Origin of the sequence: Wolbachia endosymbiont (group A) of Limnophora tigrina (assembly GCF_964263225.1) — a bacterium.
Classification (GTDB): Bacteria; Pseudomonadota; Alphaproteobacteria; order Rickettsiales; family Anaplasmataceae; genus Wolbachia.
The window spans coordinates 1,218,059-1,241,164 of sequence record NZ_OZ181654.1 but is presented as its reverse complement, the minus strand read 5'-3'; the positions used below and the strand labels follow the sequence as shown (position 1 = coordinate 1,241,164).

Here is a 23,106-nt window from a genome sequence, read left to right as displayed (position 1 = left end):
TGCCATTATTTATAAGAGGCAACTATGCAAACCAAATTAAAAAACCATTTAGCTGGAGAATTACTTACCATCGCTACTTGCTGGAAATTAACACTTGTAGGTGGGAAAGTAATGGGATTTACCGACTATGACGAAGATTTAAATGTCAATAATATACTCTATAAATCTTCAAGTGGGTTTACAGCTAGTAGCATAATATTAAATAGCGATTTGAGAACTGATAATCTAGAAATTGAAGGAATATTAAATAGTACCGATATTAAAGAAAAAGATGTTTTATCAGGAAGGTATGACTTTGCAAATATTGAAATATTTCTTGTGAATTATAAAGATTTGAGTCAGGGAATTATGAATTTGCATGCAGGAACTTTTGGTAAAGTAACATTAAATAGTGGGAGGTTTATCGCTGAAATTAGAGGTCTTGCGACAAAGCTTGAGAGAAGCATAACAGAGCTATATTCTCCTGTATGCAGGGCACAATTTTGCGATGATAGATGTAAAGCTGATGCTAAAAAGTTTAGTAGAATGAGCACAATTACTAAAGTGATAGATGAAAGAAGATTTGAAGACACTAATTTAATCGAAAGCGATGGATATTATAAGCACGGAGTGTTTAGTTCAGCAACATTTGAAGTTGTAGTTAAAGAATACAAAAATAAAGTAGTTACATTATTTGCTTCTCCTCCATATCAAATTTCTACCGGAGATAAATATTCGATACTTGCAGGTTGTGATAAAGCGTTTTTAACGTGCAAAAACAAGTTTAACAATACTGTGAATTTCCGTGGCGAACCATATATACCAGTTGTTTAGCAGCATAATTTTTAATATTATGAATAAGTATGGAAAGGTGGCTGAGCGGTCTAAAGCACACGCTTGGAAAGCGTGCACATATGAAAATATGTCGGGGGTTCGAATCCCCCCTTTTCCGCACATTATTTCTAGTATAACACACATTTTTGTCCTATAATAGCAACTCTGTCCTCATTGATTTTTAGTAGACTGCAATCGACCAAAAAAACATACTCCACCAACGGAATAACCGTATGAGTAGCAGCAGCATTAGCACTTCAGCTCTGCAATTGTAACGATCTTCGGTGTAATCTACGTCAACAAAGTAGTAGAGTTTATGTTCATCAAGCTGCAGAGGCTGGTACCTTTCTCGTTTTTGTAATACGGATTACGAAGAGTCGTTGTTATCGTAGAAATACATCCAGTAGCCGGCTACCAGCATATCCTCCCTATTCCTAACAATATCTTGCAATACTATACTTAGTCTGTGTCATTTCTCCCTAGCCTCAGCAAACTCGTTTATATTCAACCTGTCATAATCTGTCAATATAATTCTTTATTAAAAAATATACTGACACTTTTTTGTTAAATAGATACTAATTGATCCACAACTTCAGATGGTGAACAAGTTTCAGAAATTGGAAAGATAAAATCACAGAGGTCATTGCACTGAGATTTTTCCTCAATGAATTTCATTTCACAGTATTCGTGGCAAGTCTGATTTATATGACAAAAAGGGTCTTCAACCATAATATACTCCTTAATTAAAAAACTAACGCTAAGATAGTACTTATATGTTAATATTATCCCAATATTTAGATTAGCATAATTACTTCGTTTACTTTATTGAAAATTTTAGGAAAAAATAAAGAAGCCTCACACTTTTTTGATATTAAACCTGTACCTTCTACAGAACAGAAAATAAATCTGCAAGATCATGGAAATTGTCTCCAATATCACTTAATACATCACTTGCATCAACCTGGTGTTCTTCATAAACTGTTCTGCCCTCTGAGCTCTTCCAGAGCCGAGAAGGATCCATGTCCGGATCCAAATCATTCAAATTTGATTCATTTCGGTGTACACGTGTTTTTCCATACTGTGTTGATTGATTATCCAACTTTTGTTGTAAATCTGCTCCTGTTTTCTCACTCTGTAAGTTTCCGAACATAATATTCCCCTTAATTAATATTGTATTAATTTTAATATAAAAGCATTAATATTATATTAATAATAGTATAATTACTTTTATTGAAAATTTCAGAAAAATGTTGTATAATTATAGAGTAGTAGAACTTGGTAAAACTTATGGCAAACGCTAATTTAGCTTTCAGTAAAGAAACCTTACAGCATCTTGCTAAATTATCTGAACTTACTAAGCAACCTGCTCAAGCATTAGCAGAAAAACTACTTAAAGAAGCAATCGAGCTTGAAATTGAAGACTTTTTAGTGTCTAAAATTTCTGATGAGCGTGATGTTGAAGGTGCAGAAACAGTTGATTACAAAGATGTAAAGTGGAGATCAAGTGGACTACAAGATTAAATTTTTGAAGAATGTCACTGAAAAAGATCTTCCAGCTTTACCGATAAAAATAGAATCAAGAGTAAATAAAGCAATACAGGAACGCCTTACAGTCGATCCATTGGTGAGCCTTTATACCATAGCTTTAAAGGGTTTAGAAGACTAAGAGTCAGCGATTACCGTTTATGTATTGTGCAGACACCAAAAAACATGAAGTAACTATTATTACAATAGGACATAGGGATACCATTTACGAGAAAGCTTTGAAGGTACTTAAGAACTATGTTTTTCAATAATCGTTAAGTTACGTAAGTAAATTATAAATATTATATTATACACCTCTCCTTCCTCTTCACCTTAGGTGGCTTTGCTCAGCTCAAAAATAACTCATTTTTTGACTATACCCCTATAATTTTACTACTCTACAGACTATAAAATCGATGCTAATAACGAATTAGAGATAAACGTTGCAAAGAATCGCAGTGGCTCAACCGGAAAGGTTACAGTAAGTTAATACTGGAAGGATATTAGTATGGAGCCTCAGACTCGTAAATGTCTTTTCTGCGTTTTATTGAAACACTTCATACTTTGCAGCATTTACATGATACGATAATCGCCAGTTCTCAGTCTTCTGTATCCTTTGAGTTTGTAACAAAACGATTCACCAAAATCAATTGGATTAACTGTAAGTCGCTCTTTTACTATCTCTTCAACTCTTAACTTTATTGTTTTTGGAAAAGCTCTTCTTACCAACATTTTTCAGAAATTTAATCTTATAGCGCTTTAGTCCCACCTATAGTGATAAGATTATCTACTTATTCTTGTATGGGAATTTACCAACTATTAAGACATTAAGTGTAGTAAAAATATATTCTAATAGTATGGAAAAATAAATGACACGCAAACAAAATGTATTTGAACAAAATGTAAAAGGTAAAGTTATATTTTTAGATAATTTACATAAAAAAACAATAGGTGAGCTTATCGCTTTTATGGACAAAAACCTAGATATCAAAACCTTTGATTGGATAAGTAACAATACTAGTCATAGCCTAAAGCATAGAAGAGGTTACAATATTAGTAATAACATGAAACTTAGGTGCATAGGTGTAGGAATTGGTTTAGTTGCTGGTCTAGTTGCAGCATGTTGTTTATGGCAAGACACTTTAGCTCTTATTGGCGGTTCTGGTGTAGTGTTGATTGCATTTGCTATAGTTGGTGCGTTACTTGGAGCTGGAGCGAGCTATGTAGTAGGTAAATGTCTTGATAAAATTGAGGTTAGTAAGTGTGCAATAAGCAAATTTTCTTAGAGGTTCGTATTGAATTCTAGCTTTCTTTCAATACTTAAAGATTTACAATCAGAGCAAACTACCTGGCCACGTGGAACTGATTTCAGCTCATCAGTTGAAACTTTACTTGAGCAGAATATGCATTTTATTTTATCACTTGGGGCGAGTGAGTGATCAACAGCAATTCTATCATCAAAAACAAAACACTCGCCCTCCCAACTACCACTTTTGTTGTGAGTTTTTTCAAGGTAGGAAAGAATACCGCCTTTAAGGTGGTAAACATCGTTAAATCCAAGGCTTTTCATATATGCTGTAGATTTCTCGCATCTGATTCCACCAGTGCAGTACATAGCCACTTTCAGATCTTTACTCTCAGAGAAAGACTCTGCCCACTGAGGAAAATCTCGAAAACGCTGAGTATGTGGATTGATTGCATTTTTAAACTTGCCTAGTTTTACTTCGTAATCATTTCGTGTGTCTATCACTAAAACATCAGGTTGAGAGATAAAATCATCCCAATAATCTGGATCAATGTACTGACCTCTAACGGAAGTATCGAGATTACTTACACCAAGATTCACAATTTCTCTTTTTAATCTCACTTTCATCTTACTAAATGGTTGATATTCTGCTGCACTCTCTTTCCATGTAAGGTCCCTTAGTCTATAATCAGAACGTAGAAAATCGAATATTTTATCAATCGCGTTTCTTTCACCAGATACGGTTGCATTAATACCCTCTTCTGCAAGGAGTATAGTACCCTTTAATTCGACATTGTCGCATGCAACTTTTATTTCATCTTTCATGTCATAATAATTAGAGAGTTTTACAAAATGATAGAAAGTTGCAATGACAAAACTCATAATTAATTAGTTTATCGATTTAAAACATAATATATAAAATTATGAAGATATTCAATAGGACGGCTGTTAATTACTGGATATCTTTAGTTTTTGCATATAACATTTTAATATCAAATATAGATTCAAGTTAATGTTTCTGAGAGTATTTAAAAATATATTCTTGTTTTTAGTAAGTGTATTATTTGTCTGCCCTATACTATCGTTAATATCGATTCTATTTACAGAATCAGCAAACTCTGGATGGGTAATTAGTAGACTTTTTCCTGAATATATACTCAATACGTTAATTTTGATGGTAGGAGTAGGGTTAATATCCTTTATATTTGGAGTAATTCCAGCTTGGCTTACTACATTTTTTTCGTTTCCCGGAAGTAGAATTTTTGAGATTGCCTTATTCTTTCCGATATCAATTCCTGGATATATAGTATCGTTTGTTTATGTAAATACGCTAGAGTTTTCAGGTCCGATTCAGAGCTTGTTAAGAGATACTTTTCAATTGGGCAAAGGTGACTATTGGTTTCCCGAGATCAAATCCCTAGGTGGTGGAATATTAGTAATGGGATTTAGTCTATATCCATACGTTTATATGTTGGTCCGCTCAAGTCTAAAGAGCGTTAGTAACTCAGTCACTATTGCATCAACACTTGGGTTCTCCTCATTACAGAGTCTGTTTTCTGTCATCATACCCTCCATACGTCCATCAATTATAGCTGGGTTATCCTTGGTACTAATGGAAGTAATTACAGATTTCGGCACACCACAGTTTCTTGCTATCGATACTTTCACGACAGGAATATACCGTACTTGGTTTTTATTGCATGACAAATATTCAACTACTGTTTTGGCAGTTGCAGAACTGATTTTCGTTGCAACACTAATAGTTATCGAGAAAAAACTACAAAAAAGAGAAATATCTTACTCTTCAATCAATACTAATGCAGATTATCACAATAAACGTAGTATAAACGGTTCTATATCGTTGATCTTTTCTTATCTTATGTGTTTATTGCCGATATTAATAGGCTTTATTTTACCAATGATTCCACTTATATATTGGAGCATAGAGAAAGGCTTTTTCATATACGAAGCAAGATTTTACAATATAATAACAAACAGTATTAGTTTATCATTTATTACCGCGCTAATCTCGATCAGCATTGCAATAATTATTGGATATACAGCACGTAAAAATAAGGTAATAAGCAATATAGCACGTCTCATTTCTCTTGGATATGCAATTCCAAATGCAATTATTGCAATTAGCATAATAATGTTTTTAAGCAGAATATCTTCTTTCATTACTCAATATATTGTGGAAATTAGCTTGGTAGGAACTATTGGTGCATTAGTTTACTCATATTTATTTCGTTTTTTTGCTATATCTTTCAAAGCAATAGAGTCGGGACTCAAAAAAACACCAAATGAAATTGAATGGACTGCATATACTATGGGTCATGGGCCTATTTCCACGTGCCTGAATATTCATATTCCCCTTATCAAGAAAAGCATACTATCGGGATTTCTGCTCGTGTTTATGGATACGGTAAAAGAACTCACGGCAACACTAATTATCAGACCATTTAATTTTGAAACTATATCAACTAGAATATATGAACTTGTCAGCGATGAGCGTTACAGAGAAGCTGCCCCATTTTCGTTAATGATAGTTATTATAGGTTTAACCTCTACAATAATCTTATTCACACTTGATGATAAGAATCAAAAATAAACTATTTTGCATCTGTTCAGCAGAGTAACAAAATAAGATAGACGAAAAAAGACAACTATAGAAGCAAATGGTCAGTGCTTTCGTGTTTATCAACTTAGTTGGATCTCAGTATCAGCTACTCGGATGACATTATGGAAGCTCAAATGACAAAACAAGAAGCACTGGTTTCAGATGCACTTAAACAAATACACTATCTTGATGATCAATGAGGTCTAGTGTTAACGTATGGACTATCTAAGGAAAAGGATGGTACCATAACATCAAAGGTTTTTATGCTCTCTTCGTTCAGAAATTCATATTTACCCTGCATTATTCCTGATGGTGTATTTAAGTATGTTCCACTTGTATATTTGAATACCTCTCCAGATTTTATTACAGGTTGTTCTCCAATAACACCAACTCCGGCAATTTCATTTATTTTGCCCTTATGATCTATTATTCGCCAATAGCGACTTAATAATTGAATGGTTGATGAGCTTTTGTTTTTTATCTTAACATTATACATCCATACGTAACAATTTTCATAAGGAATAGATTGCTCTTCAATGTAAATTGGCAAAACTGTAACTTCAACAGAATTAGTAATAAGTGTGTATTTCATGGTCATCGTAAAGTGTTCATGATAAAAATTTAACACACTTCAATTATACACTTTTTTCATAGATTTTCCAAGCATATTATCGTACTCTAACTAGGAAATATTAATCTACATGATGAACAAAACAGATCCACTGGATAAAAAAGTGATAGGAATAATAGGAAGTGGGCAATTAGGTAAAATGACTGCTATCGCTGCAATAAAACTTGGGCACAAAACGCATATTTTTGCCAGTGCTAAAAACGATCCAGCTTGTTCTGTTGCTGATGATTTAACAATAGCAGACTTCTGTGATAAGAGGGCACTTGAATCTTTTGCACAGAGTGTGGATTTAGTCACTATTGAGTCTGAAAATATTCCATGTAGTGCAATTGATATTGTGTCGCAGCATACAGATTTTTATCCAGGCAAAAAGGCGTTACACATTTCGCAAAATAGGCTGAGAGAGAAAGATTTTATTAGAGATTTAAGCATAAAAACTGCTGATTACAAAAGTATACAAAATTATAATCAGCTACTAGAAAGTAGTGAAACTTTTAGCTATCCAGTGAGGCTAAAAACAACAGAAATGGGTTATGATGGAAAAGGACAATATGTGATTGAAAATGATTCTGAACTGAAGCAATTTGCTTCCTTCGATTGGAATAAAGAGTACATTCTTGAAGCAAGTGTTGATTTACTGAAAGAGGTTTCAATAGTCGTTGCAAGAAATAAAAACGGTAAAGTAGCTTTTTTTCCTATAGCAGAGAATCACCACGTTGACGGAATACTTAATACTTCAATAGCACCAGCTAAAATAGATAATAAATTAGCCCAAGAGGTACAAAAAACTGCAAAGAAAATAGCAACTGCGCTTGATGTAGTAGGAATTCTAGCTATTGAATTTTTCATCACTCAAAATCATGAATTACTAGTTAATGAACTGGCCCCAAGACCCCACAATTCTTGCCACTGGAGCTTGGATGCATGCAACGTTAGTCAATTCGAGCAGCTGGTGAGGGTAATATGCGGATTACCTATGCAGGAAGTAGTATTACGCTTTCCTTGCATGACAAAAAATATAATAGGTAATGATATATATAATTCTCACAAATATTTGAGCAACGAAAAAGCTAGTTTAACCATATATGGGAAAAAAGAGGTTAGGGACAAGCGTAAAATGGGACATGTCAATATAGATTTAAGTTATTGAGCTATAAATGCTCTTTGATCAAGATCTCCAAGATCTGCACTATATTTAGTGCTGCACCTTTGCGTAGATTATCAGCTACTATCCACATATTTAATCCGTGTTTAACGGTATCGTCTTGTCTAATACGTGATATGTATACGGCATCCTCTTGCACAACATCAATCTGAGTCATATATCCACCATCTTCGCGCTTATCTTGTACTAAAACTCCATCGTCTTCACTGAGCATTTCACGAGCTTCTTCTTCAGTTATATGCTGATCAAATTCTACATTTACTGCTATAGCATGACCAACAAGAACAGGTACTCGTACACAAGTTGCAGTTACTTTTATATCCTCTTCTAAAATTTTTTTTGTCTCCTCTTGCATTTTCCACTCCTCTTTTGTAGAACCATCTTCCATGAACTCTCCTATATGAGGAATGCAATTAAATGCTATTTGCTTAGGAAATATTTCAGGTTTTTTAGCTTCATTCATAAAGATTTTTTTTGTCTGATTGTAAAGCTCATCCATTGCTGCTTTACCTACACCAGAAGTTGATTGATAAGTTGAAGCAACGATTCTCTTTATTTTTGCTTTTTTGTGTAATAAATGTAATGCCAGCAACATTTGTATTGTAGTACAATTTGGGTTAGATATTATATTATGGTTTTTGTATTCTATGATTTTATCTTTGTTGATCTCTGGAATCACTAGTGGCACGCCTTCTTTCATCCTAAAATAGGAAGTGTTATCTATCACAACGCACCCAGCCTCAGTTGCAATTGGTACGTATCTCTCAGAAACATTAGATTCTGCACAGAAAATGGCTATATTAGTTCCAACGAAGTCATAATCCTCAAGGCATAAAACTGTTAACTCTTTGTCACCAAAACTCACCTTTTTTCCCTTTGATTTTTTCGATGCAAAAGCAACAACAGAATCTATCGAAAATTTTCCCTCTTTTTGAAACTCAGCAAGCATGGTCAATACCTCATATCCTACTCTTCCTGTTGCTCCAATAACTGCAATCTTACATCCCATATAAATAAACCTCTGATTTTAAAACTATATTATATTTTTACTGATAAAATTTACAATTACTTTAATATTTTTACCTTGCAATTAACCATAATTTAGTTATAATTATAAGACACTAGTAATATTGCATGGTAGAATGAAATGAGTAAAAAACATGATGACACTAAGGTCAAACCTGCAGTATCTGCATTTCAAAAGCCTGAAAAAATCAATAGATTAGAGATTCAAAATGTTCTTTCGAAAAAAAGCAAGCCAGCGATAAATTTTGATGATAAAAAGTATGGTGTGAAAATTTCTAAGATAGACCAGCATCTTTCAAACAAGAAGCAAGAATCTTTTGGATTAAGAGATTTTTTAAGTTCAATACCAATAATAGGAAGATCTTTAGTGAAAATTTTCACGCCTGAAAAAGAAGAGTATAAAAAACTGCAATCGCAAATAGGTCTTTCTAATAAAGCAAAAAATGAGATCTACATAGATAATAAACGCACAGAAGAAGTAGGTAGCAAACTTGAGAATGGTAATATTGAACAAGTAGATAAAGAGAAAAAAAATCTTGGCCCATAAATATTAACCATTTAAAGTGTATCTCTCACTACTGAATTTGTTGCACAGAAGTTTTGCAGTACCAAAATAAATAAATGGGTATGCCACTTGCAGTGAACAGGCTTGAAGTCAGCAGAGTACCTACAGGGGTTTCTAATATCACCCAACAACAAAAGGTTGTTGCTATGCTACCAATTAAAAGCTTATAACAACTCCTCTCCTGTATAATAACCTTTAGAAAGGCAAAACAGCACGCAAGATAAACGAACAAAAATGAAATTACAGAAAAGTCAATAATCGACGTAATCTGCTGGGCAAAATTGTTGTTTGAAGTGAGAATTAGTAAAATTGCAGTTCCAATTGAACTAACTGTTATTCCCCAAAAAGGAGAGCCATGCTTGTTCCTTTTAGCAAAGAATTTTGGCATTAGTCTATCTTCTGCAAGACCAAAAGCAACTTGTCCACTAGATAAAACCCAAGCGTTTAGACTGCCAACACAAAAAATGAATGCAACTATAGAAACAATTAAATGCCAATTACCAGAAAACATAATTTTTATCGCATCAACATATGGTGCTCTTGAACTTGCTAAATTGTTGCCATTGATCAATCCCATAATTGCAAAATTGTTGATAAAATATATAACAGCAACACAAACTGTGCCAAGCACCACAGCTTTTGGTATAGTTTTAGCTGGATTATCAACTGACCCTGCAGGTGCTGTTGCCAATTCAAGTCCAATAAAACACCATAAAGTAAGGAGTGTAGAGCGGGCAAGAATTTGCGATGTTGTAAGACTTAATATTTCTTCACTTATGATAAAATTACTTCTATCGAAAAAAAACAACGCTGCTACAGGTATTGCAAGCAATACAGCAACCTTCACAACCGTGAGCAGAAACTCAACGTGCCCTGCAGTAGCTATTCCCCTTAAATTTATTAATGTAATGATTGTAAATAACAACAGCTCTAAAAATAAACGCATACTTTTGATATCTTCATGGAAAAATGGTGTAAGATAGCCAACACCCACAACTATTAAAGCTGTTGTACTAACCCATGAGATTACCCAATATGTCCAACCAACAAAGAACGCTGCAGCAGGACCAAAAGTATGTTTCACATAAACGTGAGGACCTCCTGTTTCTGGAAACTTTGCACATAGCGTAGCAAAAACTAGCGCAAGAGACACAGCACCAGCTCCTGATATCATCCAACTTATAAGGCTATAAGCGCCATATGGAGCAAGGCTAATTGGAAGCATAAAAACCCCAGAGCCGATCTGACTACTAATGACTAAAGCAAAAACAGCCCAAAAACCTATTTTATTTGACACAATACCTCTTAATTCTATTAATGTAAGCCAGTAGTATAGCTTAAGAATTTTAGCAAATAAAAAATTTAAGTTAAGTTTTTAGTTTATGATACCAAAGTAGATAAATAAGTGTTCCGCTTAAAGGGAATAGACTTGATATTAACAATGTTTTTATAGAAGTCTCGTATATTACCCAACAGCAAAAAGATACAGCCACACCTCCAATTAAAAATTTGCAGTAGCTTTTGTCTTGTATATTAACTTTGAGAAAAGCAAGGCTACATGCTAAGTAGATAAACAAAAATGACACCACAGAGATATCAATTATTGAAGTTACTTGCTCAGCAAAACTTTTGTTTGACGTTAGGATAAGTAAAACTAACACCCCCAAAGTACTGAGTATTATTCCCCATAATGGAGCATCATGCTTATTTTTTTTGCCAAAAAATTGCGGCATTAACTTGTCTTTTGCAAGGCCTAAGGTGACCTGTCCATCAGCTAAAAACCAAGCATTTAAATTACTTACAGAAACGATAAAGGCAACAACAGAAATAATTAAATGCCAATTACCTGGAAACATAATTTTTATCGCATCAACATATGGTGCTTTTGAACTAGCTAGGTCATTACAACTTATCAATCCCATAATTGAAAGACTATTGATGAAATATATCACAGCAACACAGACTGTTCCAAGCACTATAGCCCTTGGTATTGTTTTAGAGGGATTATTGACATATCCTGCAGGTGCCGTTGCTGATTCAAGTCCAATAAAACACCATAGAGTAAGGAGTGTAGAACGAGCAAGAGTTTGTGATATTGTAAAGTTTGATACTTCCTCGCTTACAATAAAATTATTTTTATCAAAGAAAAACAACCCTGCGATAGGTATTGCGAGAAGTGCAATAATTTTAACAATGGTCAGCAGAAGCTCAACATGCCCAGCAGTAGTTACTCCCCTTAAGTTTATTAGCATAATAGCTAAAATTAATGTTATTTCTAAAAGCAAACGTATATCTTGTATATCATTATGAAAAAGCGGGGCTAAATAACCGATACTTGCAATTGTCACAGCTGTTGAGCTTACCCACGAGCTTACCCAATATGTCCAGCCAACAAAAAAAGCTGCTGTAGAGCCAAAGGCATGTTTCACATAAATATGAGGACCACCCGTTTCTGGAAATTTTGCGCAGAGTGAAGCAAAAACTAAAGCAAGAGATATAGCACCAAATCCTGATATAACCCAGCTTATGAGGCTATAAGCGCCGTATGGTGCAAGGCTAATTGGGAGCATAAAAATTCCAGAGCCGATTTGGCTACTAATCACCAAGGCAAAAACAGCCAAAAAGCCTATTTTATTTGACACGATAATTTTTAATTTTTATCTGAATAATTAACAATATAGTTGAAGCTCAGAAATTTCAATTGATCTTTTTAATTTGCATTTTTTTTTAATTTAAGCATATAATGAGAAGTATATTAATAGATTATTAAGAGGTGGTTTATGAATCCAAGGTTAAAAAAACTCCTGATTACTTGTGCTTTTATTTTATTATCACTTGCCATTTATTATTATTTAAGTCTTCTTATTAACTATATCCTTGATCCAATTCTAGTTCGCCCTTGTAATGATTTAATTAGTAATCTTTACACCTACTTATCTACAAGTACCTCTAGCCCTGTACTAGCATTTTTTGCTACAGGTTTTATTGTTATCGCTGCATTTATTTGTTTGAATAAAATGCTCCTTCCTTTACAAGACAAAATCATAAACAACTATAACTCATTTAAAAACGACAACATTGATAGTAATAGCATGTTATTTGAGGTTTACAAAGATCCAACAATAAAATTAAAGGACAAAATCTTATTCTTTAATATACATCTAATATATTACCTACAGCTTCCATTTTTGCACATTGCATCAAAGGTATCAGCTCTACGTAGATTTTTTATATTCAATTTCGGTTTATTATTGTTAAATTATGTATTACTAGCTCCAGTAGCGCTTCTCGAATTAATAAAGTATCCATTGATAAAGCTTTTCTCACCTTTGGGTTTGAATGTACAGCAACTTAGCTTCTTGTTTAATGTAAGTGATGTAGGCACTGGTAATCAGAATGTTCATACTAGAAGTTTTGAGCAAAGTGTTATTGAGTGTGCCAAAAAATTAAAGGAAGAATATGGGACTCCGTCAAATGAGCTGAATAAAGAGTTTAAAAACTATATAGGCGGTTTGACAAATCAGCAGAAAGAACTGATAGCGCCTTATTTGAAGGTAGATAATTATAGAGAAGGAGAATGGGTAAGGTGGGTAGATTCTAAAACCAGATTGACATTAACACAGGCTACAAATTTAGTTTTAATTGCAGCAAGAAATCAAAATGCAGATGTAGAGCTGTTGAAATCCATATTGCTGGTTCGTTTTGAGGAAAGTAATCGCCAATGTGGTCCTGGAATGCTTAATCGTATCATTTATGCATTAAGTGGACTTGAAGCAGAAAATAATTTTGCAGCTCAACTAGAACCTCAGATAATAGGAGAGTTGGCAGGTAATGCTACTAAAAAATTTTTTGAGCAATCTGTAGATAAGCACTACTTTAAAATAAAGATTTTAAAAGAAAAGTTTGACGACTTATATTCGCTAGGTTCTGGAGTGGATTTGAGCAATGCAAATGATGAAGTAAAGGAAGGAATTTCTCATATGAGAGATGCTATAAAAGAATTTGTGTTTAAAGAATTATATGTGAAGTTTTATAATGACTATGGAGAACATATTCGAAGAGGGCAAATAAAACAAAGGCTGAGAGAATTAATAACAGATGAAGTCATAGATGCAGCAATATCTTATCAGATAAATGAGATAGAAGTTCCTGCAGAACCATCTACTTATCTTGAAAAGATGAAAGCATTTTTTGCAGGGCATACAAGATTCTCTGCTGCTTAGAGCTCTGAGACTTGCCTAAGCTTTGATTGTGAGTTAGGCGTGAAGCTAAAATTGGTATTTACAATTAACTCACAGCAAACTAAACGATGGCAATCTGGCCGTCTTCTAATTTTTCCTTATTGATTTGTAGCAGATTCTTTGTTATGGTTATGAAAAGAAACTTCAAACCTCATTAGTATACTTTGATAGTCGAGTGCTGCATATGATAATATTGATAACAAATGATGATGGTTTTGAAAGTGAAGGAATAAGACTACTTAAAGAAATTGCACACAATTTTGCATCGGAAGTATGGATAGTGGCACCAGATACTGACAGGAGTGGATCTGCAAGATCTCTTGATTACCCAGTGAAACAATCTATTAGAATAAACCAACATAGTGAAAGGGAGTTTAGTGTGTCTGGTACTCCCGCAGATTGTGTTATTATCGCGTTAAATAAAATTATGAATAAGAAACCAGACTTAATATTATCTGGAGTAAATATTGGATCAAATGTCGGAGATGATATTTGTTATTCAGGCACAATCGGTGCTGCAATGGAAGGTGCTGCAAGATCTATACCTTCTATTGCGCTGAGCCAAGTTTATCATGATAAAATAGACTGGAACAATACAAAAGTTTTTGCACCAAAGGTTATCAGCAAGCTAATGAAAGTTGGTTGGCCTAAAGATATAGTGATGAGTATAAATTTTCCTGCTACAGAAAAAGTGAAAGGGGTCGAATTTGCTGAACAAGGTGAATATAACATTGATGGTGATTTAACTTTTACTGAAAACTTAAATGGTTCTTTGAGCTTAAATTGGTCTCGGGAACACTCAGGCAGTGGTAGTGTAGATAAAATAAAAGGAGGTTTTATTACTATTACACCGATAAAATTAGATTTTACAGATTATGATATATTAAATGCTATGAAAAATTCTTGTGCAGAGGAATTTTCTTCTATAGCTAACACTCCTATTGCTTCTGATTAGATATTTTCTACGGTTTTATCGCGAGCAATCATTTTTTCTTCACCCGTGTCCATATTTTTAATTTTTAAAGTTTTACTGCTTAGCTCTTCATCACCAAAGATTAATACAACTTTTGCATTTGCTTGATTTGCTTTTTTCATTCGGGTTTTTAGAGTTCCACTATATTCGTAAATCACATATAAACCATTTCTGCGTAATTCACTTGCAAGTGTTAGAGCATGTTCTTCAGCTTCTCCACCGATTGGAATTATATAAATAGGCCTCTCTTTTTTTTCAGCATAGTTGATTAATTCCATTATACGCTCAATCCCCCCTGCAAATCCTATTGCTGGAGTGTGTTTTCCACCTACTGAAGATACTAGATTATCGTATCTTCCACCGGCAAAAACTGCTCCTTGTGCACCTAAATCTTCTGTGACAAATTCAAATACTGTGTGACAATAATAGTCTAGACCTCGAACTAATTTGCTATTTACAGTGTAAGGTATGCCAAGAGCTTGCAGTCCATTTAACACCTGGTCAAAGAAATATGAAGATTCTTTTGTATAATAATCACTGATTTTTGGTGCGTCAGAGATTATTTCTTTATCTGTCTTATCCTTAGAGTCTAATATTCTGAGTGGGTTTTTAATCAATCTATTTTGACTATCTTCTGATAGGTCATTTTGAAACTTTTTTAAATACGATATCAAAGCTTCTCTATACTGAGTTATTGTTTCACTATCACCCAGAGAGTTGATTTCCAGCTTTACATTTTTATTGATGCCAAATTCAGTTAGTAAGTGCTGAGCGAGTGATATCAATTCAATATCAGCTTTTGGATCTTCTATGCCAAAAACCTCAAAATTTATCTGATGAAATTGCCTTTGTCTTCCCTTTTGCGGTCTTTCATAGCGAAATGCAGGCCCTATTGAAAATAATTTTATCGGCGTTTGCAGTTTTTTTTCAATGAGTAACCTAACAATAGCTGCAGTGAACTCAGGACGCAGAGTTATGCTCTTTCCCCCTTTATCAATAAAAGTATACATCTCTTTAGTGATAATATCTGAGCTATCACCTAAAGTCTTTGTAAAGACTTCTGTGTATTCAAATATCGGAGTTTGAACAGGTAAAAAGCCGTATAAACTTGAGATTCTGCTTGCTGTTTGCTCTATGTGTTTAAACTTGTACCATTCATCAAACAGGAGATCTTTTGTTCCTCTAACTGTTTGATTAGTCATAGCATAGTCTCTATACCTGAAACTTCTGGTATGTGATAGCTTAGCATATTCTGCACTCCTTGTTTTAAGGTAATTGCAGCACTTGGGCACCCAGAGCAAGCTCCTTGCAGTTCAACGTAAACTATTCCGTCTTTATAGCCACGGAACTTGATATCACCACCATCTTGAGCAACTGCAGGTTTAATATAACTTTCCATCAATTCTTTTATTCTATTTACAATTTCTATATCATTTTCATTAAAGAATTCTTCCTCTAGCATTTTATTATCACTTACTCCTTCTTTATCAAATGCTTTTCCACCAGAAGTAAAGTGATCCATAATTGTAGTTAAAATTTCCACCTTTACTATATCCCAATTCATTCTATCTGATTTTGTTACCGAAATAAAATCATGCCCAAAAAATACTCTTACAACATGTTCTATTTGAAAAAGATTTACTGCTAGTTTGGAGTTCTTTATTTCATCTGCATTTGAAAAATCAGCTGTTTCTCCTTCGCTCAGAATTTCAAAACCAGGAAGAAATTTCAGCGTGTTTGGGTTTGGTGTTTCTTCAATCTGGATAAACATGTTATTTACCATGACAATTATAATTGTTACTATTTAATCATAAAATGATAAAAAAATATACATGTCATTCATCTTCTTCCTTTTTTTGATATTCACAATAATCACGTTTGTTTTACCTAGCGTTGTTGTATTTTTTCTCTTTTTGGCAAAGAGAAATAACATAAGTTTTATGATGAACTCTATATTAAGTAAGTTTTTGAACGAATTTAACAGCAGTAAAAGTTACACCAAAAATTACACTGGTGATAATATGTCCAAAGATGAAGCATTAAAAATACTGGGGCTGAATTCCGAGGCAAGCCAAAATGAAATCAATAAGGCATACCAAAATTTAATGAAACTGGTCCATCCAGACAAGGGAGGCTCGGAATATTTTGCACAAAAGTTAAACGCAGCACGTGATAGATTGCTAAAGACCTAATTTTTAACTATTGTTTTCTCTGTAAATTTTACTTGTAAATACTAAATCATGTGATACAAAGCCAAGGGCGTTGTCTTATAGGAGGTATTTGATGCGAAAATACAGAATAGAAGAGTTAAGGAATAAATTGTTTATTGCTATAAACAAACTTGATTTTGAGAAAGTTAAAAGATGTGTTAGAAAGGCAAAGATTAAAGGTGTACAAAATGATATTATTAATGGTAAGCAATATGGCATGGCACCTATACATTTTGCTACTTACAGAGCTAACTCAAAGATATTGCAGTTTTTGATTAACAATGGTGCTCGTGTTAATGCTGTGAGTGATGCGTGCATTGTTCCTTCCGTATCCATTATTGTAACATATGATATGGAGAAAGTTGTATTTGATTGTATTCACGGCAACACTAGCTTTCAAGGAATGCAAAATTTTACAGCTTTACACTTAGCACTTTATCATTGTCGATTAGATATAGCAAAAGTTCTGCTTGATCATAATATTGATGTTAACATTAGAAGTACAAATGGCAAAATAGCATTTGAGGTTATTCCAGGTTATGAAAGTCTTTGCAGTGATGGCTGTGACATAAAAAAAATATTCTTAGCTGTGTTAAGATTTCATAAAAATAATTGTACAGAACTATTACTTTCTGCTAGAATAAATACTAAGTTAGAATTAGAAGCTGGTGATACTCCAGATGCAGCAAGTAGTACAGCGAACCCTTTCTCAGCCTCCACCAGGGCAAATACTAAGATAGGATTGGAAGCTGGTGATACTCCAGATCCTGCACCAAGCAGTGCAGTAAAACCTTTTTCTTTTATTAATAGTATATTTAGTTGGGTAACCACTGCCACACTCAATGGCTTATTCAGCAGTGCTCCTACTTTGTGTCCGTTCAGCAGAGCGGCAAAATAAGGTAGACAAAGCAAGATAATAAAGATAATCATAGGGTAAATATGAGGTAATATGGTAAACCTTTTAGAACTCTGCAAAAATTTACAGCAAAAAATAGAAAAGTTAGAAGCAAAAATAGAAAGATTGGAAAGAGAGAATGAAAGTTTAAAAGCAGAGCATGAGGCTTTAAAGATAGAGAACGCTGAATTAAAGGAAAGGCTAGGTTTAAATTCAAAAAACTCATCAATTCCCAATTCAAAAGAATTATACAAAATGAAAAAGGAAAAGCCAAAAAGCGAAAGAAAGATTGGTGGTCAAGTTGGGCATAAGGGTAATTATCGTGCTAAAATGGAAGCAGATGAGGTGATAAAGATAGAGTTGTCACCTACTTGCGAATGCGGAGGGAAGATTGCAATATGCGAAAAACCTTATATTCATCAGAAAGTAGATCTTCCGGAGATTAAGGCTTATGTAATGGAATATCAGTTGGAACATGGCCGTTGTCAGAGATGCGGAAAAAGAAGAAGTAGCAAGTTACCAGAGGGTGTTACGCCAGATACATTTGGCCCAAGGGTTAAGTCAGTAGTTGCAGCACTCAGTGGGTTTTATAAAAATTCAAAGCGCGAAGTAGCTAGCATCATAAATGATATCTTCAATTTGAACATAAGCGTCGGTAGCATATCAAATAGTGAACATAGAGTTGCTTCAAAATGCAAAAAAATGTATGAGCAGATCGAACAAGAGATAAGTAGGAGTAAAGTTCTACATATTGATGAAACGAGCCATTATAACAAAGGTAAACTCGCTTGGTGTTGGATGTTTGCAAGCAATACGGCAAGTTTTGTGAAGTTGACAGAGTCAAGGGGAATGAAAGTTTTAAAAAATAGTGTATGCTGCAATCGTAATAGCTTGGTAGTAACCGACAGATATGCAGCATACAACTACTTTGCTGATGAAAGAAGGCAAATCTGTTGGGCACACTTAGCAAGGGATTTTGAAAGATTAGCGCATAGTTGGAAATTTGAAGTTAAAGTTCTGGGCTGTTACTTGAGAAATGTAGCCACTGAGTTATTTGCACTGAAAAAAGCTTTACTAAAAAATGAGATAGATGTTTCAAGATTTATTAGACGTGCCAAGAAATTGCGAAAACGTACAAGGTATTATTTGAAGGAAATATCTCGCTTACCTGAAGCAATTGGAGCGTCTCGAGTTGCAAAGAATATTTTGAAATCTGAAAGAATGATGTGGAAATTTTTAGATGACCCAGAAAATACTCCGCTGACAAATAATCACGCTGAACGGCAAATACGGCATTATGTCGTTTATCGCAAAAATTCATATTTTACACAATCAGAACGAGGAAACTCATTCCTTGAGCAAATAATTTCGTTATACTTAACATGGAAACAGAGGAGGCTAAACCCTTTTCACAATCTTCTATCTATCGTTTCTTAAACCACTCTGCTGAACGGATACCCTACTTTACTTCCTGCACAGCAATCTGTTGATCACTTGGCTGGTAGCCCAATTGGTTCTTCACAAGTTGATTTTAATGCAACAGCTCTACTAGTTTATGTAGTGGTCAAAAAGTTCACAGGGAAAAAGTATTCAAGGCTACTGGACAATCCACCTCTGACAAGACTTTCTATTATAGAAAAAAAACTCGAGACGGCAATTAGTAGTTGTGAAAAACTTTATCAATGTCCTGAAAGTTCATTAAGCAATTTAACGATATCTAAAGGTATGCATCAAAAGTCCCTCTAAATCAGTTAAAATAAGCACTAGAATTCGAGTGCTTATTTACAAAACTTATCCCTTATTTCCTTTTCTAAAGCATATTGCTTCTTATTAAGAGCAAAAAAATTTGAATAAGGAAGCTCAGCATGTCTTGTACGAAAGTTAAAGTGATAGATTGCTGAAGACCTAATTTTTAACTATTGAAATTTTTTCTCTGTAAATTTCACTTGCACATACTAAATTGTGTGATATAGAGCCGGGAACGTTGTCTTTTAGGAGGTATTTGATGAAAGAGATGCAAGAACGGATAAAAACTGAGAACTTTATAGATGAGTTATTTATTTCTATAAAAGAGCATAATCTTCTAAAAGCTAACATATGTATCAGAAGTGCAGTGTACATGAACCGAAGAAAGCAGATTTTTATTGGTGAAAAATACGGTATGAAACCTATAAGTTTTGCTGTGAAAGAAAATAGCTTCAAGATATTGAGGTTTTTGGTTAATAACGGCGCCAATGTTAATGCTGCTAGTAGTGAAAGTTTGAGAGTTGCATTGCACGTCGCTGCTGAATATGGCAGAGAAGATGCAGGACAGCTTCTACTTAGTCGTTATGCTGAGATCAATTTGAAAGATATAACGGGTAAGGTGCCTTTGCACTTAGCGTCTTTCCATTGCCAAGTGGCAATGGTGGAACTTCTTATCAAGCATGATGCTGATATTTATATAAGAGATGTTGGTGGTAGAATACCACTAGATATTGTTGGAGATGATCCAAAATCTATATGTACTAGTAATACAAGGCAAAAAATAATATCTACATTAAAATGTGCTGATAAAGAAGTTAATTGTCAGACATTAGCTTCTAGAGCAAATCCTAAGGTAATAGAAGCTAGGAATCACTTTAGCTATCATGATAATAGTACAAATACGTTAAGCAGCGCAGTAAAACCTTCTTCTTTTATTAATAGTATGTTTAGTTGGGTAACCACTACCACACTCAGTAGCTTATTTCAGAGTGCCCCTGCTTTACCTCCTGCACAGCAATCTATTGCACATTCAACTGGAAGCTCAATTGGTTCTTCACAAGTTGATTGTAATGGAACAGTTCTGCTAACTGCTGTAGCAATAAGTAAGTTTACAGGAAAAAAATATTCAAGGCCACTGGACGATTCACTTCTCACAATACAAGAAATTAGAGAAAGAAAGCTTAACGCTATAGAAAAAAACTTCGAGACAGCACTTAGTAAGTATGAAAAACTTTATCAATGTCCTGAAAGTTCATTAAGCAATTCAACAATATCTAAAGGTGTATGTCATCAAAAATCCCTTTAAAACAAGCACTCAAATTTGAGTGCTTGTTTTTGTGAAATCTACTCTTTAAACTTAAACTTTTTATTGTTTATTAGCGTTAAATTGTTACAATACAATGAGTTAAGATGACAAAGCTTTAAGTTATGGAAGATGATAGCAAAAAAGAAATAATAGAAGAAAAAGGTATATTAGGTTGGATAGAGTATAGACTGCCTATATTTTCTTTTCTAAAACATACTGCTTCTTATCAAGTACCAAAAAATTTAAATTATGCTTGGAATTTTGGTTCTTTAGCTGGTATAGCGCTGATTTTACAAATAATAACAGGTATATTTCTTGCCATGCACTACACTCCGCATGTTGATCATGCATTTAATAGTGTGGAGCGTATAATGCGTGACGTAAGTTATGGATGGCTGATACGTTATACTCATGCTGTTGGGGCGTCGCTCTTCTTTATGGTGGTCTATGTTCATATCATGCGTGGATTATATTACGGATCTTATAAGAGACCGCGAGAAATGGTATGGTTTATTGGCATATTTATATTTTTTGCAATGATGGCAACTGCCTTTATGGGATATGTTCTTCCATGGGGACAAATGAGTTTTTGGGGTGCAACAGTTATAACTAATTTATTCTCGGCTATACCTTTAATTGGTGATAAAATAGTTATATGGCTATGGGGAAGTTTCTCTGTTGATAATCCAACGCTCAATCGTTTTTTTGCGCTGCATTATCTTATGCCTTTCATTATTATCGCTTTAGCTATGTTGCATGTTGTTGCTCTGCATAGGTTTGGCTCTAATAATCCAAGTGGAATAGAAGTCAGGTCAGATAAGGATACCATTCCTTTTTATCCTTACTATATAGCAAAGGACTGCATAACTTTTGGTTTATTTTTTATAATTTTATTTGCATTTGTTTTTTATGCCCCTAATTATCTTGGGCATCCTGATAATTATATAGAGGCTGATCCTATGGTAACTCCAGTACACATAGTACCAGAATGGTATTTCCTACCTTTTTATGCGATGTTGCGTTCAATTCCAAATAAACTTATTGGTGTACTTACCATGTTTGGATCTATTTTAGTGTGGTTTCTTTTGCCTTGGCTTGATAAATCAAAGGTTAAAAGTGGTTCTTACCGTCCATTATTTAAGAAATTTTTTTGGGTTTTTGCAATAAATTTTGCATTTCTTGCTTGGCTTGGAGGTCAGGAAGTTAAAGAGCCTTACGTTACTTTAAGTAGGCTTTCAACTCTTTATTATTTTTCATATTTTGTGATAATTTTACCTTTACTTAGTAAGTATGAGAAACCAGAAAAATTACCAAAAACAATAAGCGATTCCGTCCCGGAGATGAAGTGATGCTGTTGGTTAAAGTTGCTGTGTTTTGTGTATTGTTTCTCGCTAATTCTCTTTTTGCAGAGGAGTTTAAACCTTTACCAAATAAGAAAATTGACTGGAGTTTTGATGGAATTACCGGATCTTTCGATAGAGAGTCAATTCAGCGTGGCTATAAAGTATACAAGGAAGTCTGTGCTGCTTGCCATTCAATGAATAGAATAGCGTTTCGTAATTTGCAAGATGTTGGTTTTTCTGAAGAGGATGTAAAACAAATTGCAGCCTCTTATCAAGTGAAAGATGGTCCAAATGATTTGGGTGAAATGTTTGATAGGCCGGGAGTATCTTCGGACTATTTTATTGCACCTTTTGACACGAAAGAAGCAGCTGCAGCAAGCAACAATGGCGCAATTCCACCGGACTTATCATTAATTGTCAAAGCAAGACATGATGGTGCAAATTACATCTATTCACTACTAATTGGTTATCAAAACGGTGAACATGATGAGAACGGTTTATATTTTAATCCATATTTTTCAACAGGCAGGTTAGCTATGGCACCACCACTCTCTGAAGGAATGGTAGAATATGATGGTGCAAGACAAGCCACAGTTGAAAATATGGCATATGATGTGGTAAATTTCTTACAATGGGCAGCAGAGCCAGAACTGGAACGTCGACATAAACTTGGGCTAAAAATAGTGACATATTTTATAATTTTGACGGTGTTTTTTGTATTAACCAACAACAGGATTTGGAGCAGGCTCTATAAAAAGAAAAAATAGAGTTTTTTATGTTCATTCTTTCATACCTTATTTAC

The 23,106-nt window shown here is 34.1% G+C and carries 25 protein-coding genes, 1 tRNA gene and 1 pseudogene; 17 read left to right on the top strand and 10 right to left on the bottom strand.

Annotated elements, in window-relative coordinates; genetic code table 11:
* Window positions 1–24 precede the first annotated feature (24 nt).
* On the top strand, window positions 25–813 hold the full coding sequence (locus ACE38P_RS05770) for a DUF2163 domain-containing protein (protein WP_353280315.1): 789 nt from the start codon (window positions 25–27) through the stop codon (window positions 811–813).
* Between the two features lie 31 nt (window positions 814–844).
* Window positions 845–931 (top strand) — tRNA-Ser (locus ACE38P_RS05765).
* A 446-nt stretch (window positions 932–1,377) separates the two neighbouring features.
* Here the strand turns inward: ACE38P_RS05765 and ACE38P_RS05760 are convergent.
* Together ACE38P_RS05760 and ACE38P_RS05755 are read right to left on the bottom strand one after the other, a co-directional pair.
* Window positions 1,378–1,542: a hypothetical protein gene (locus tag ACE38P_RS05760; protein WP_264376034.1), complete on the bottom strand. Its 165-nt coding sequence runs from the start codon at window positions 1,540–1,542 to the stop codon at window positions 1,378–1,380.
* A 157-nt stretch (window positions 1,543–1,699) separates the two neighbouring features.
* The gene (locus ACE38P_RS05755; RefSeq protein WP_374699678.1) at window positions 1,700–1,963 is read right to left on the bottom strand and encodes a hypothetical protein; all 264 of its coding nucleotides are present in this window, start codon (window positions 1,961–1,963) and stop codon (window positions 1,700–1,702) included.
* Between the two features lie 137 nt (window positions 1,964–2,100).
* Between ACE38P_RS05755 and ACE38P_RS05750 the strand changes: the two genes are divergently transcribed.
* A complete protein-coding gene (locus tag ACE38P_RS05750; RefSeq protein WP_374699677.1) occupies window positions 2,101–2,334 on the top strand; it encodes a hypothetical protein in 234 nt (77 codons plus the stop codon).
* Window positions 2,318–2,479 (top strand): hypothetical protein, encoded by a 162-nt coding sequence (locus ACE38P_RS05745; RefSeq protein ID WP_265015004.1) that lies wholly within the window; start codon window positions 2,318–2,320, stop codon window positions 2,477–2,479. The genes ACE38P_RS05750 and ACE38P_RS05745 overlap by 17 nt, the downstream gene beginning before the upstream one ends.
* A gap of 431 nt (window positions 2,480–2,910) precedes the next feature.
* Here ACE38P_RS05745 and ACE38P_RS05740 read toward each other — a convergent pair whose 3' ends face one another.
* Window positions 2,911–3,069, bottom strand: a complete 159-nt coding sequence (locus ACE38P_RS05740; RefSeq protein WP_019236727.1) for a type II toxin-antitoxin system RelE family toxin — start codon at window positions 3,067–3,069, stop codon at window positions 2,911–2,913.
* A 137-nt stretch (window positions 3,070–3,206) separates the two neighbouring features.
* Between ACE38P_RS05740 and ACE38P_RS05735 the strand changes: the two genes are divergently transcribed.
* Window positions 3,207–3,623 (top strand): hypothetical protein, encoded by a 417-nt coding sequence (locus tag ACE38P_RS05735; RefSeq protein ID WP_374699676.1) that lies wholly within the window; start codon window positions 3,207–3,209, stop codon window positions 3,621–3,623.
* On the opposite strand, the gene ACE38P_RS05730 is transcribed toward ACE38P_RS05735, so the two are convergent.
* Window positions 3,620–4,465 (bottom strand): rhodanese-related sulfurtransferase, encoded by an 846-nt coding sequence (locus ACE38P_RS05730; protein WP_264686862.1) that lies wholly within the window; start codon window positions 4,463–4,465, stop codon window positions 3,620–3,622. The genes ACE38P_RS05735 and ACE38P_RS05730 overlap by 4 nt on opposite strands.
* Before the next feature lie 130 nt (window positions 4,466–4,595).
* On the opposite strand from ACE38P_RS05730, the gene ACE38P_RS05725 reads away from it, so the two are divergent.
* Window positions 4,596–6,194, top strand: a complete 1,599-nt coding sequence (locus ACE38P_RS05725; protein ID WP_010402890.1) for an ABC transporter permease — start codon at window positions 4,596–4,598, stop codon at window positions 6,192–6,194.
* A gap of 202 nt (window positions 6,195–6,396) precedes the next feature.
* Here the strand turns inward: ACE38P_RS05725 and apaG are convergent, their stop codons facing one another.
* Window positions 6,397–6,801, bottom strand: coding sequence for a Co2+/Mg2+ efflux protein ApaG (apaG, locus tag ACE38P_RS05720; protein WP_015587971.1), 405 nt, complete (start codon window positions 6,799–6,801; stop codon window positions 6,397–6,399).
* 106 nt (window positions 6,802–6,907) lie between these two features.
* Between apaG and ACE38P_RS05715 the strand changes: the two genes are divergently transcribed.
* Complete coding sequence (locus ACE38P_RS05715; RefSeq protein WP_374699830.1) at window positions 6,908–7,984, top strand: 5-(carboxyamino)imidazole ribonucleotide synthase; 1,077 nt, start codon at window positions 6,908–6,910, stop codon at window positions 7,982–7,984.
* A gap of 1 nt (window position 7,985) precedes the next feature.
* Here ACE38P_RS05715 and ACE38P_RS05710 read toward each other — a convergent pair whose 3' ends face one another.
* Complete coding sequence (locus tag ACE38P_RS05710; protein ID WP_374699675.1) at window positions 7,986–9,008, bottom strand: aspartate-semialdehyde dehydrogenase; 1,023 nt, start codon at window positions 9,006–9,008, stop codon at window positions 7,986–7,988.
* Window positions 9,009–9,146: 138 nt separating this feature from the next.
* On the opposite strand from ACE38P_RS05710, the gene ACE38P_RS05705 reads away from it, so the two are divergent.
* On the top strand, window positions 9,147–9,572 hold the full coding sequence (locus tag ACE38P_RS05705; RefSeq protein ID WP_264375113.1) for a hypothetical protein: 426 nt from the start codon (window positions 9,147–9,149) through the stop codon (window positions 9,570–9,572).
* 28 nt (window positions 9,573–9,600) lie between these two features.
* On the opposite strand, the gene ACE38P_RS05700 is transcribed toward ACE38P_RS05705, so the two are convergent.
* Complete coding sequence (locus tag ACE38P_RS05700) at window positions 9,601–10,887, bottom strand: APC family permease (protein WP_374699674.1); 1,287 nt, start codon at window positions 10,885–10,887, stop codon at window positions 9,601–9,603.
* Between the two features lie 70 nt (window positions 10,888–10,957).
* On the bottom strand, window positions 10,958–12,232 hold the full coding sequence (locus tag ACE38P_RS05695; protein WP_374699673.1) for an APC family permease: 1,275 nt from the start codon (window positions 12,230–12,232) through the stop codon (window positions 10,958–10,960).
* A gap of 138 nt (window positions 12,233–12,370) precedes the next feature.
* Between ACE38P_RS05695 and ACE38P_RS05690 the strand changes: the two genes are divergently transcribed.
* Together ACE38P_RS05690 and surE are read left to right on the top strand one after the other, a co-directional pair.
* Window positions 12,371–13,813: a hypothetical protein gene (locus ACE38P_RS05690; protein WP_374699672.1), complete on the top strand. Its 1,443-nt coding sequence runs from the start codon at window positions 12,371–12,373 to the stop codon at window positions 13,811–13,813.
* 202 nt (window positions 13,814–14,015) lie between these two features.
* Window positions 14,016–14,786 carry a 5'/3'-nucleotidase SurE gene (gene surE / locus ACE38P_RS05685; RefSeq protein WP_264376043.1) on the top strand — a complete coding sequence of 257 codons (771 nt, stop codon included), beginning with the start codon at window positions 14,016–14,018 and terminating at the stop codon, window positions 14,784–14,786.
* Here the strand turns inward: surE and hisS are convergent.
* Complete coding sequence (gene hisS / locus ACE38P_RS05680) at window positions 14,783–16,006, bottom strand: histidine--tRNA ligase (RefSeq protein ID WP_064085321.1); 1,224 nt, start codon at window positions 16,004–16,006, stop codon at window positions 14,783–14,785. The genes surE and hisS overlap by 4 nt on opposite strands.
* Window positions 16,003–16,575, bottom strand: coding sequence for a NifU family protein (locus ACE38P_RS05675; RefSeq protein ID WP_006015115.1), 573 nt, complete (start codon window positions 16,573–16,575; stop codon window positions 16,003–16,005). The genes hisS and ACE38P_RS05675 overlap by 4 nt, the downstream gene beginning before the upstream one ends.
* Window positions 16,576–16,825: 250 nt before the next feature.
* Between ACE38P_RS05675 and ACE38P_RS05670 the strand changes: the two genes are divergently transcribed.
* The 7 genes and pseudogenes from ACE38P_RS05670 to ACE38P_RS05640 all read left to right on the top strand — a co-directional run bounded on the left by ACE38P_RS05670 (window position 16,826) and on the right by ACE38P_RS05640 (window position 23,071).
* The gene (locus tag ACE38P_RS05670) at window positions 16,826–16,996 is read left to right on the top strand and encodes a DnaJ domain-containing protein (protein ID WP_374699671.1); all 171 of its coding nucleotides are present in this window, start codon (window positions 16,826–16,828) and stop codon (window positions 16,994–16,996) included.
* Between the two features lie 91 nt (window positions 16,997–17,087).
* The gene (locus tag ACE38P_RS05665) at window positions 17,088–17,912 is read left to right on the top strand and encodes an ankyrin repeat domain-containing protein (RefSeq protein ID WP_374699670.1); all 825 of its coding nucleotides are present in this window, start codon (window positions 17,088–17,090) and stop codon (window positions 17,910–17,912) included.
* Between the two features lie 51 nt (window positions 17,913–17,963).
* Window positions 17,964–19,346, top strand: a complete 1,383-nt coding sequence (gene tnpC, locus ACE38P_RS05660; protein ID WP_374699286.1) for an IS66 family transposase — start codon at window positions 17,964–17,966, stop codon at window positions 19,344–19,346.
* Window positions 19,347–19,655: pseudogene (locus ACE38P_RS05655) on the top strand (hypothetical protein); the annotation flags it as partial.
* A 259-nt stretch (window positions 19,656–19,914) separates the two neighbouring features.
* Window positions 19,915–20,961, top strand: coding sequence for an ankyrin repeat domain-containing protein (locus ACE38P_RS05650; protein WP_374699669.1), 1,047 nt, complete (start codon window positions 19,915–19,917; stop codon window positions 20,959–20,961).
* 122 nt (window positions 20,962–21,083) lie between these two features.
* Window positions 21,084–22,310, top strand: coding sequence for a cytochrome b (locus ACE38P_RS05645; RefSeq protein WP_374699668.1), 1,227 nt, complete (start codon window positions 21,084–21,086; stop codon window positions 22,308–22,310).
* Window positions 22,310–23,071, top strand: coding sequence for a cytochrome c1 (locus ACE38P_RS05640; protein ID WP_374699667.1), 762 nt, complete (start codon window positions 22,310–22,312; stop codon window positions 23,069–23,071). Before ACE38P_RS05645 ends, ACE38P_RS05640 begins: the two co-directional genes overlap by 1 nt.
* Window positions 23,072–23,106: the final 35 nt, after the last annotated feature.

What these genes read in the sequence shown, in the direction of transcription:
- surE (WP_264376043.1), top strand. Translation starts at nt 14,016, where the DNA reads ATGATAATATTGATAACAAATGATGATGGTTTTGAAAGTGAAGGAATA.
- ACE38P_RS05735 (WP_374699676.1), top strand. Translation starts at nt 3,207, where the DNA reads ATGACACGCAAACAAAATGTATTTGAACAAAATGTAAAAGGTAAAGTT.
- ACE38P_RS05675 (WP_006015115.1), bottom strand. Translation starts at nt 16,575, where the DNA reads ATGTTTATCCAGATTGAAGAAACACCAAACCCAAACACGCTGAAATTT.
- ACE38P_RS05645 (WP_374699668.1), top strand. Translation starts at nt 21,084, where the DNA reads ATGGAAGATGATAGCAAAAAAGAAATAATAGAAGAAAAAGGTATATTA.
- ACE38P_RS05650 (WP_374699669.1), top strand. Translation starts at nt 19,915, where the DNA reads ATGAAAGAGATGCAAGAACGGATAAAAACTGAGAACTTTATAGATGAG.
- ACE38P_RS05705 (WP_264375113.1), top strand. Translation starts at nt 9,147, where the DNA reads ATGAGTAAAAAACATGATGACACTAAGGTCAAACCTGCAGTATCTGCA.
- ACE38P_RS05715 (WP_374699830.1), top strand. Translation starts at nt 6,908, where the DNA reads ATGAACAAAACAGATCCACTGGATAAAAAAGTGATAGGAATAATAGGA.
- tnpC (WP_374699286.1), top strand. Translation starts at nt 17,964, where the DNA reads ATGGTAAACCTTTTAGAACTCTGCAAAAATTTACAGCAAAAAATAGAA.
- ACE38P_RS05760 (WP_264376034.1), bottom strand. Translation starts at nt 1,542, where the DNA reads ATGGTTGAAGACCCTTTTTGTCATATAAATCAGACTTGCCACGAATAC.
- apaG (WP_015587971.1), bottom strand. Translation starts at nt 6,801, where the DNA reads ATGACCATGAAATACACACTTATTACTAATTCTGTTGAAGTTACAGTT.
- ACE38P_RS05665 (WP_374699670.1), top strand. Translation starts at nt 17,088, where the DNA reads ATGCGAAAATACAGAATAGAAGAGTTAAGGAATAAATTGTTTATTGCT.
- ACE38P_RS05740 (WP_019236727.1), bottom strand. Translation starts at nt 3,069, where the DNA reads ATGTTGGTAAGAAGAGCTTTTCCAAAAACAATAAAGTTAAGAGTTGAA.
- ACE38P_RS05670 (WP_374699671.1), top strand. Translation starts at nt 16,826, where the DNA reads ATGTCCAAAGATGAAGCATTAAAAATACTGGGGCTGAATTCCGAGGCA.
- ACE38P_RS05730 (WP_264686862.1), bottom strand. Translation starts at nt 4,465, where the DNA reads ATGAGTTTTGTCATTGCAACTTTCTATCATTTTGTAAAACTCTCTAAT.
- ACE38P_RS05690 (WP_374699672.1), top strand. Translation starts at nt 12,371, where the DNA reads ATGAATCCAAGGTTAAAAAAACTCCTGATTACTTGTGCTTTTATTTTA.
- ACE38P_RS05710 (WP_374699675.1), bottom strand. Translation starts at nt 9,008, where the DNA reads ATGGGATGTAAGATTGCAGTTATTGGAGCAACAGGAAGAGTAGGATAT.
- hisS (WP_064085321.1), bottom strand. Translation starts at nt 16,006, where the DNA reads ATGACTAATCAAACAGTTAGAGGAACAAAAGATCTCCTGTTTGATGAA.
- ACE38P_RS05640 (WP_374699667.1), top strand. Translation starts at nt 22,310, where the DNA reads ATGCTGTTGGTTAAAGTTGCTGTGTTTTGTGTATTGTTTCTCGCTAAT.
- ACE38P_RS05755 (WP_374699678.1), bottom strand. Translation starts at nt 1,963, where the DNA reads ATGTTCGGAAACTTACAGAGTGAGAAAACAGGAGCAGATTTACAACAA.
- ACE38P_RS05770 (WP_353280315.1), top strand. Translation starts at nt 25, where the DNA reads ATGCAAACCAAATTAAAAAACCATTTAGCTGGAGAATTACTTACCATC.
- ACE38P_RS05725 (WP_010402890.1), top strand. Translation starts at nt 4,596, where the DNA reads ATGTTTCTGAGAGTATTTAAAAATATATTCTTGTTTTTAGTAAGTGTA.
- ACE38P_RS05750 (WP_374699677.1), top strand. Translation starts at nt 2,101, where the DNA reads ATGGCAAACGCTAATTTAGCTTTCAGTAAAGAAACCTTACAGCATCTT.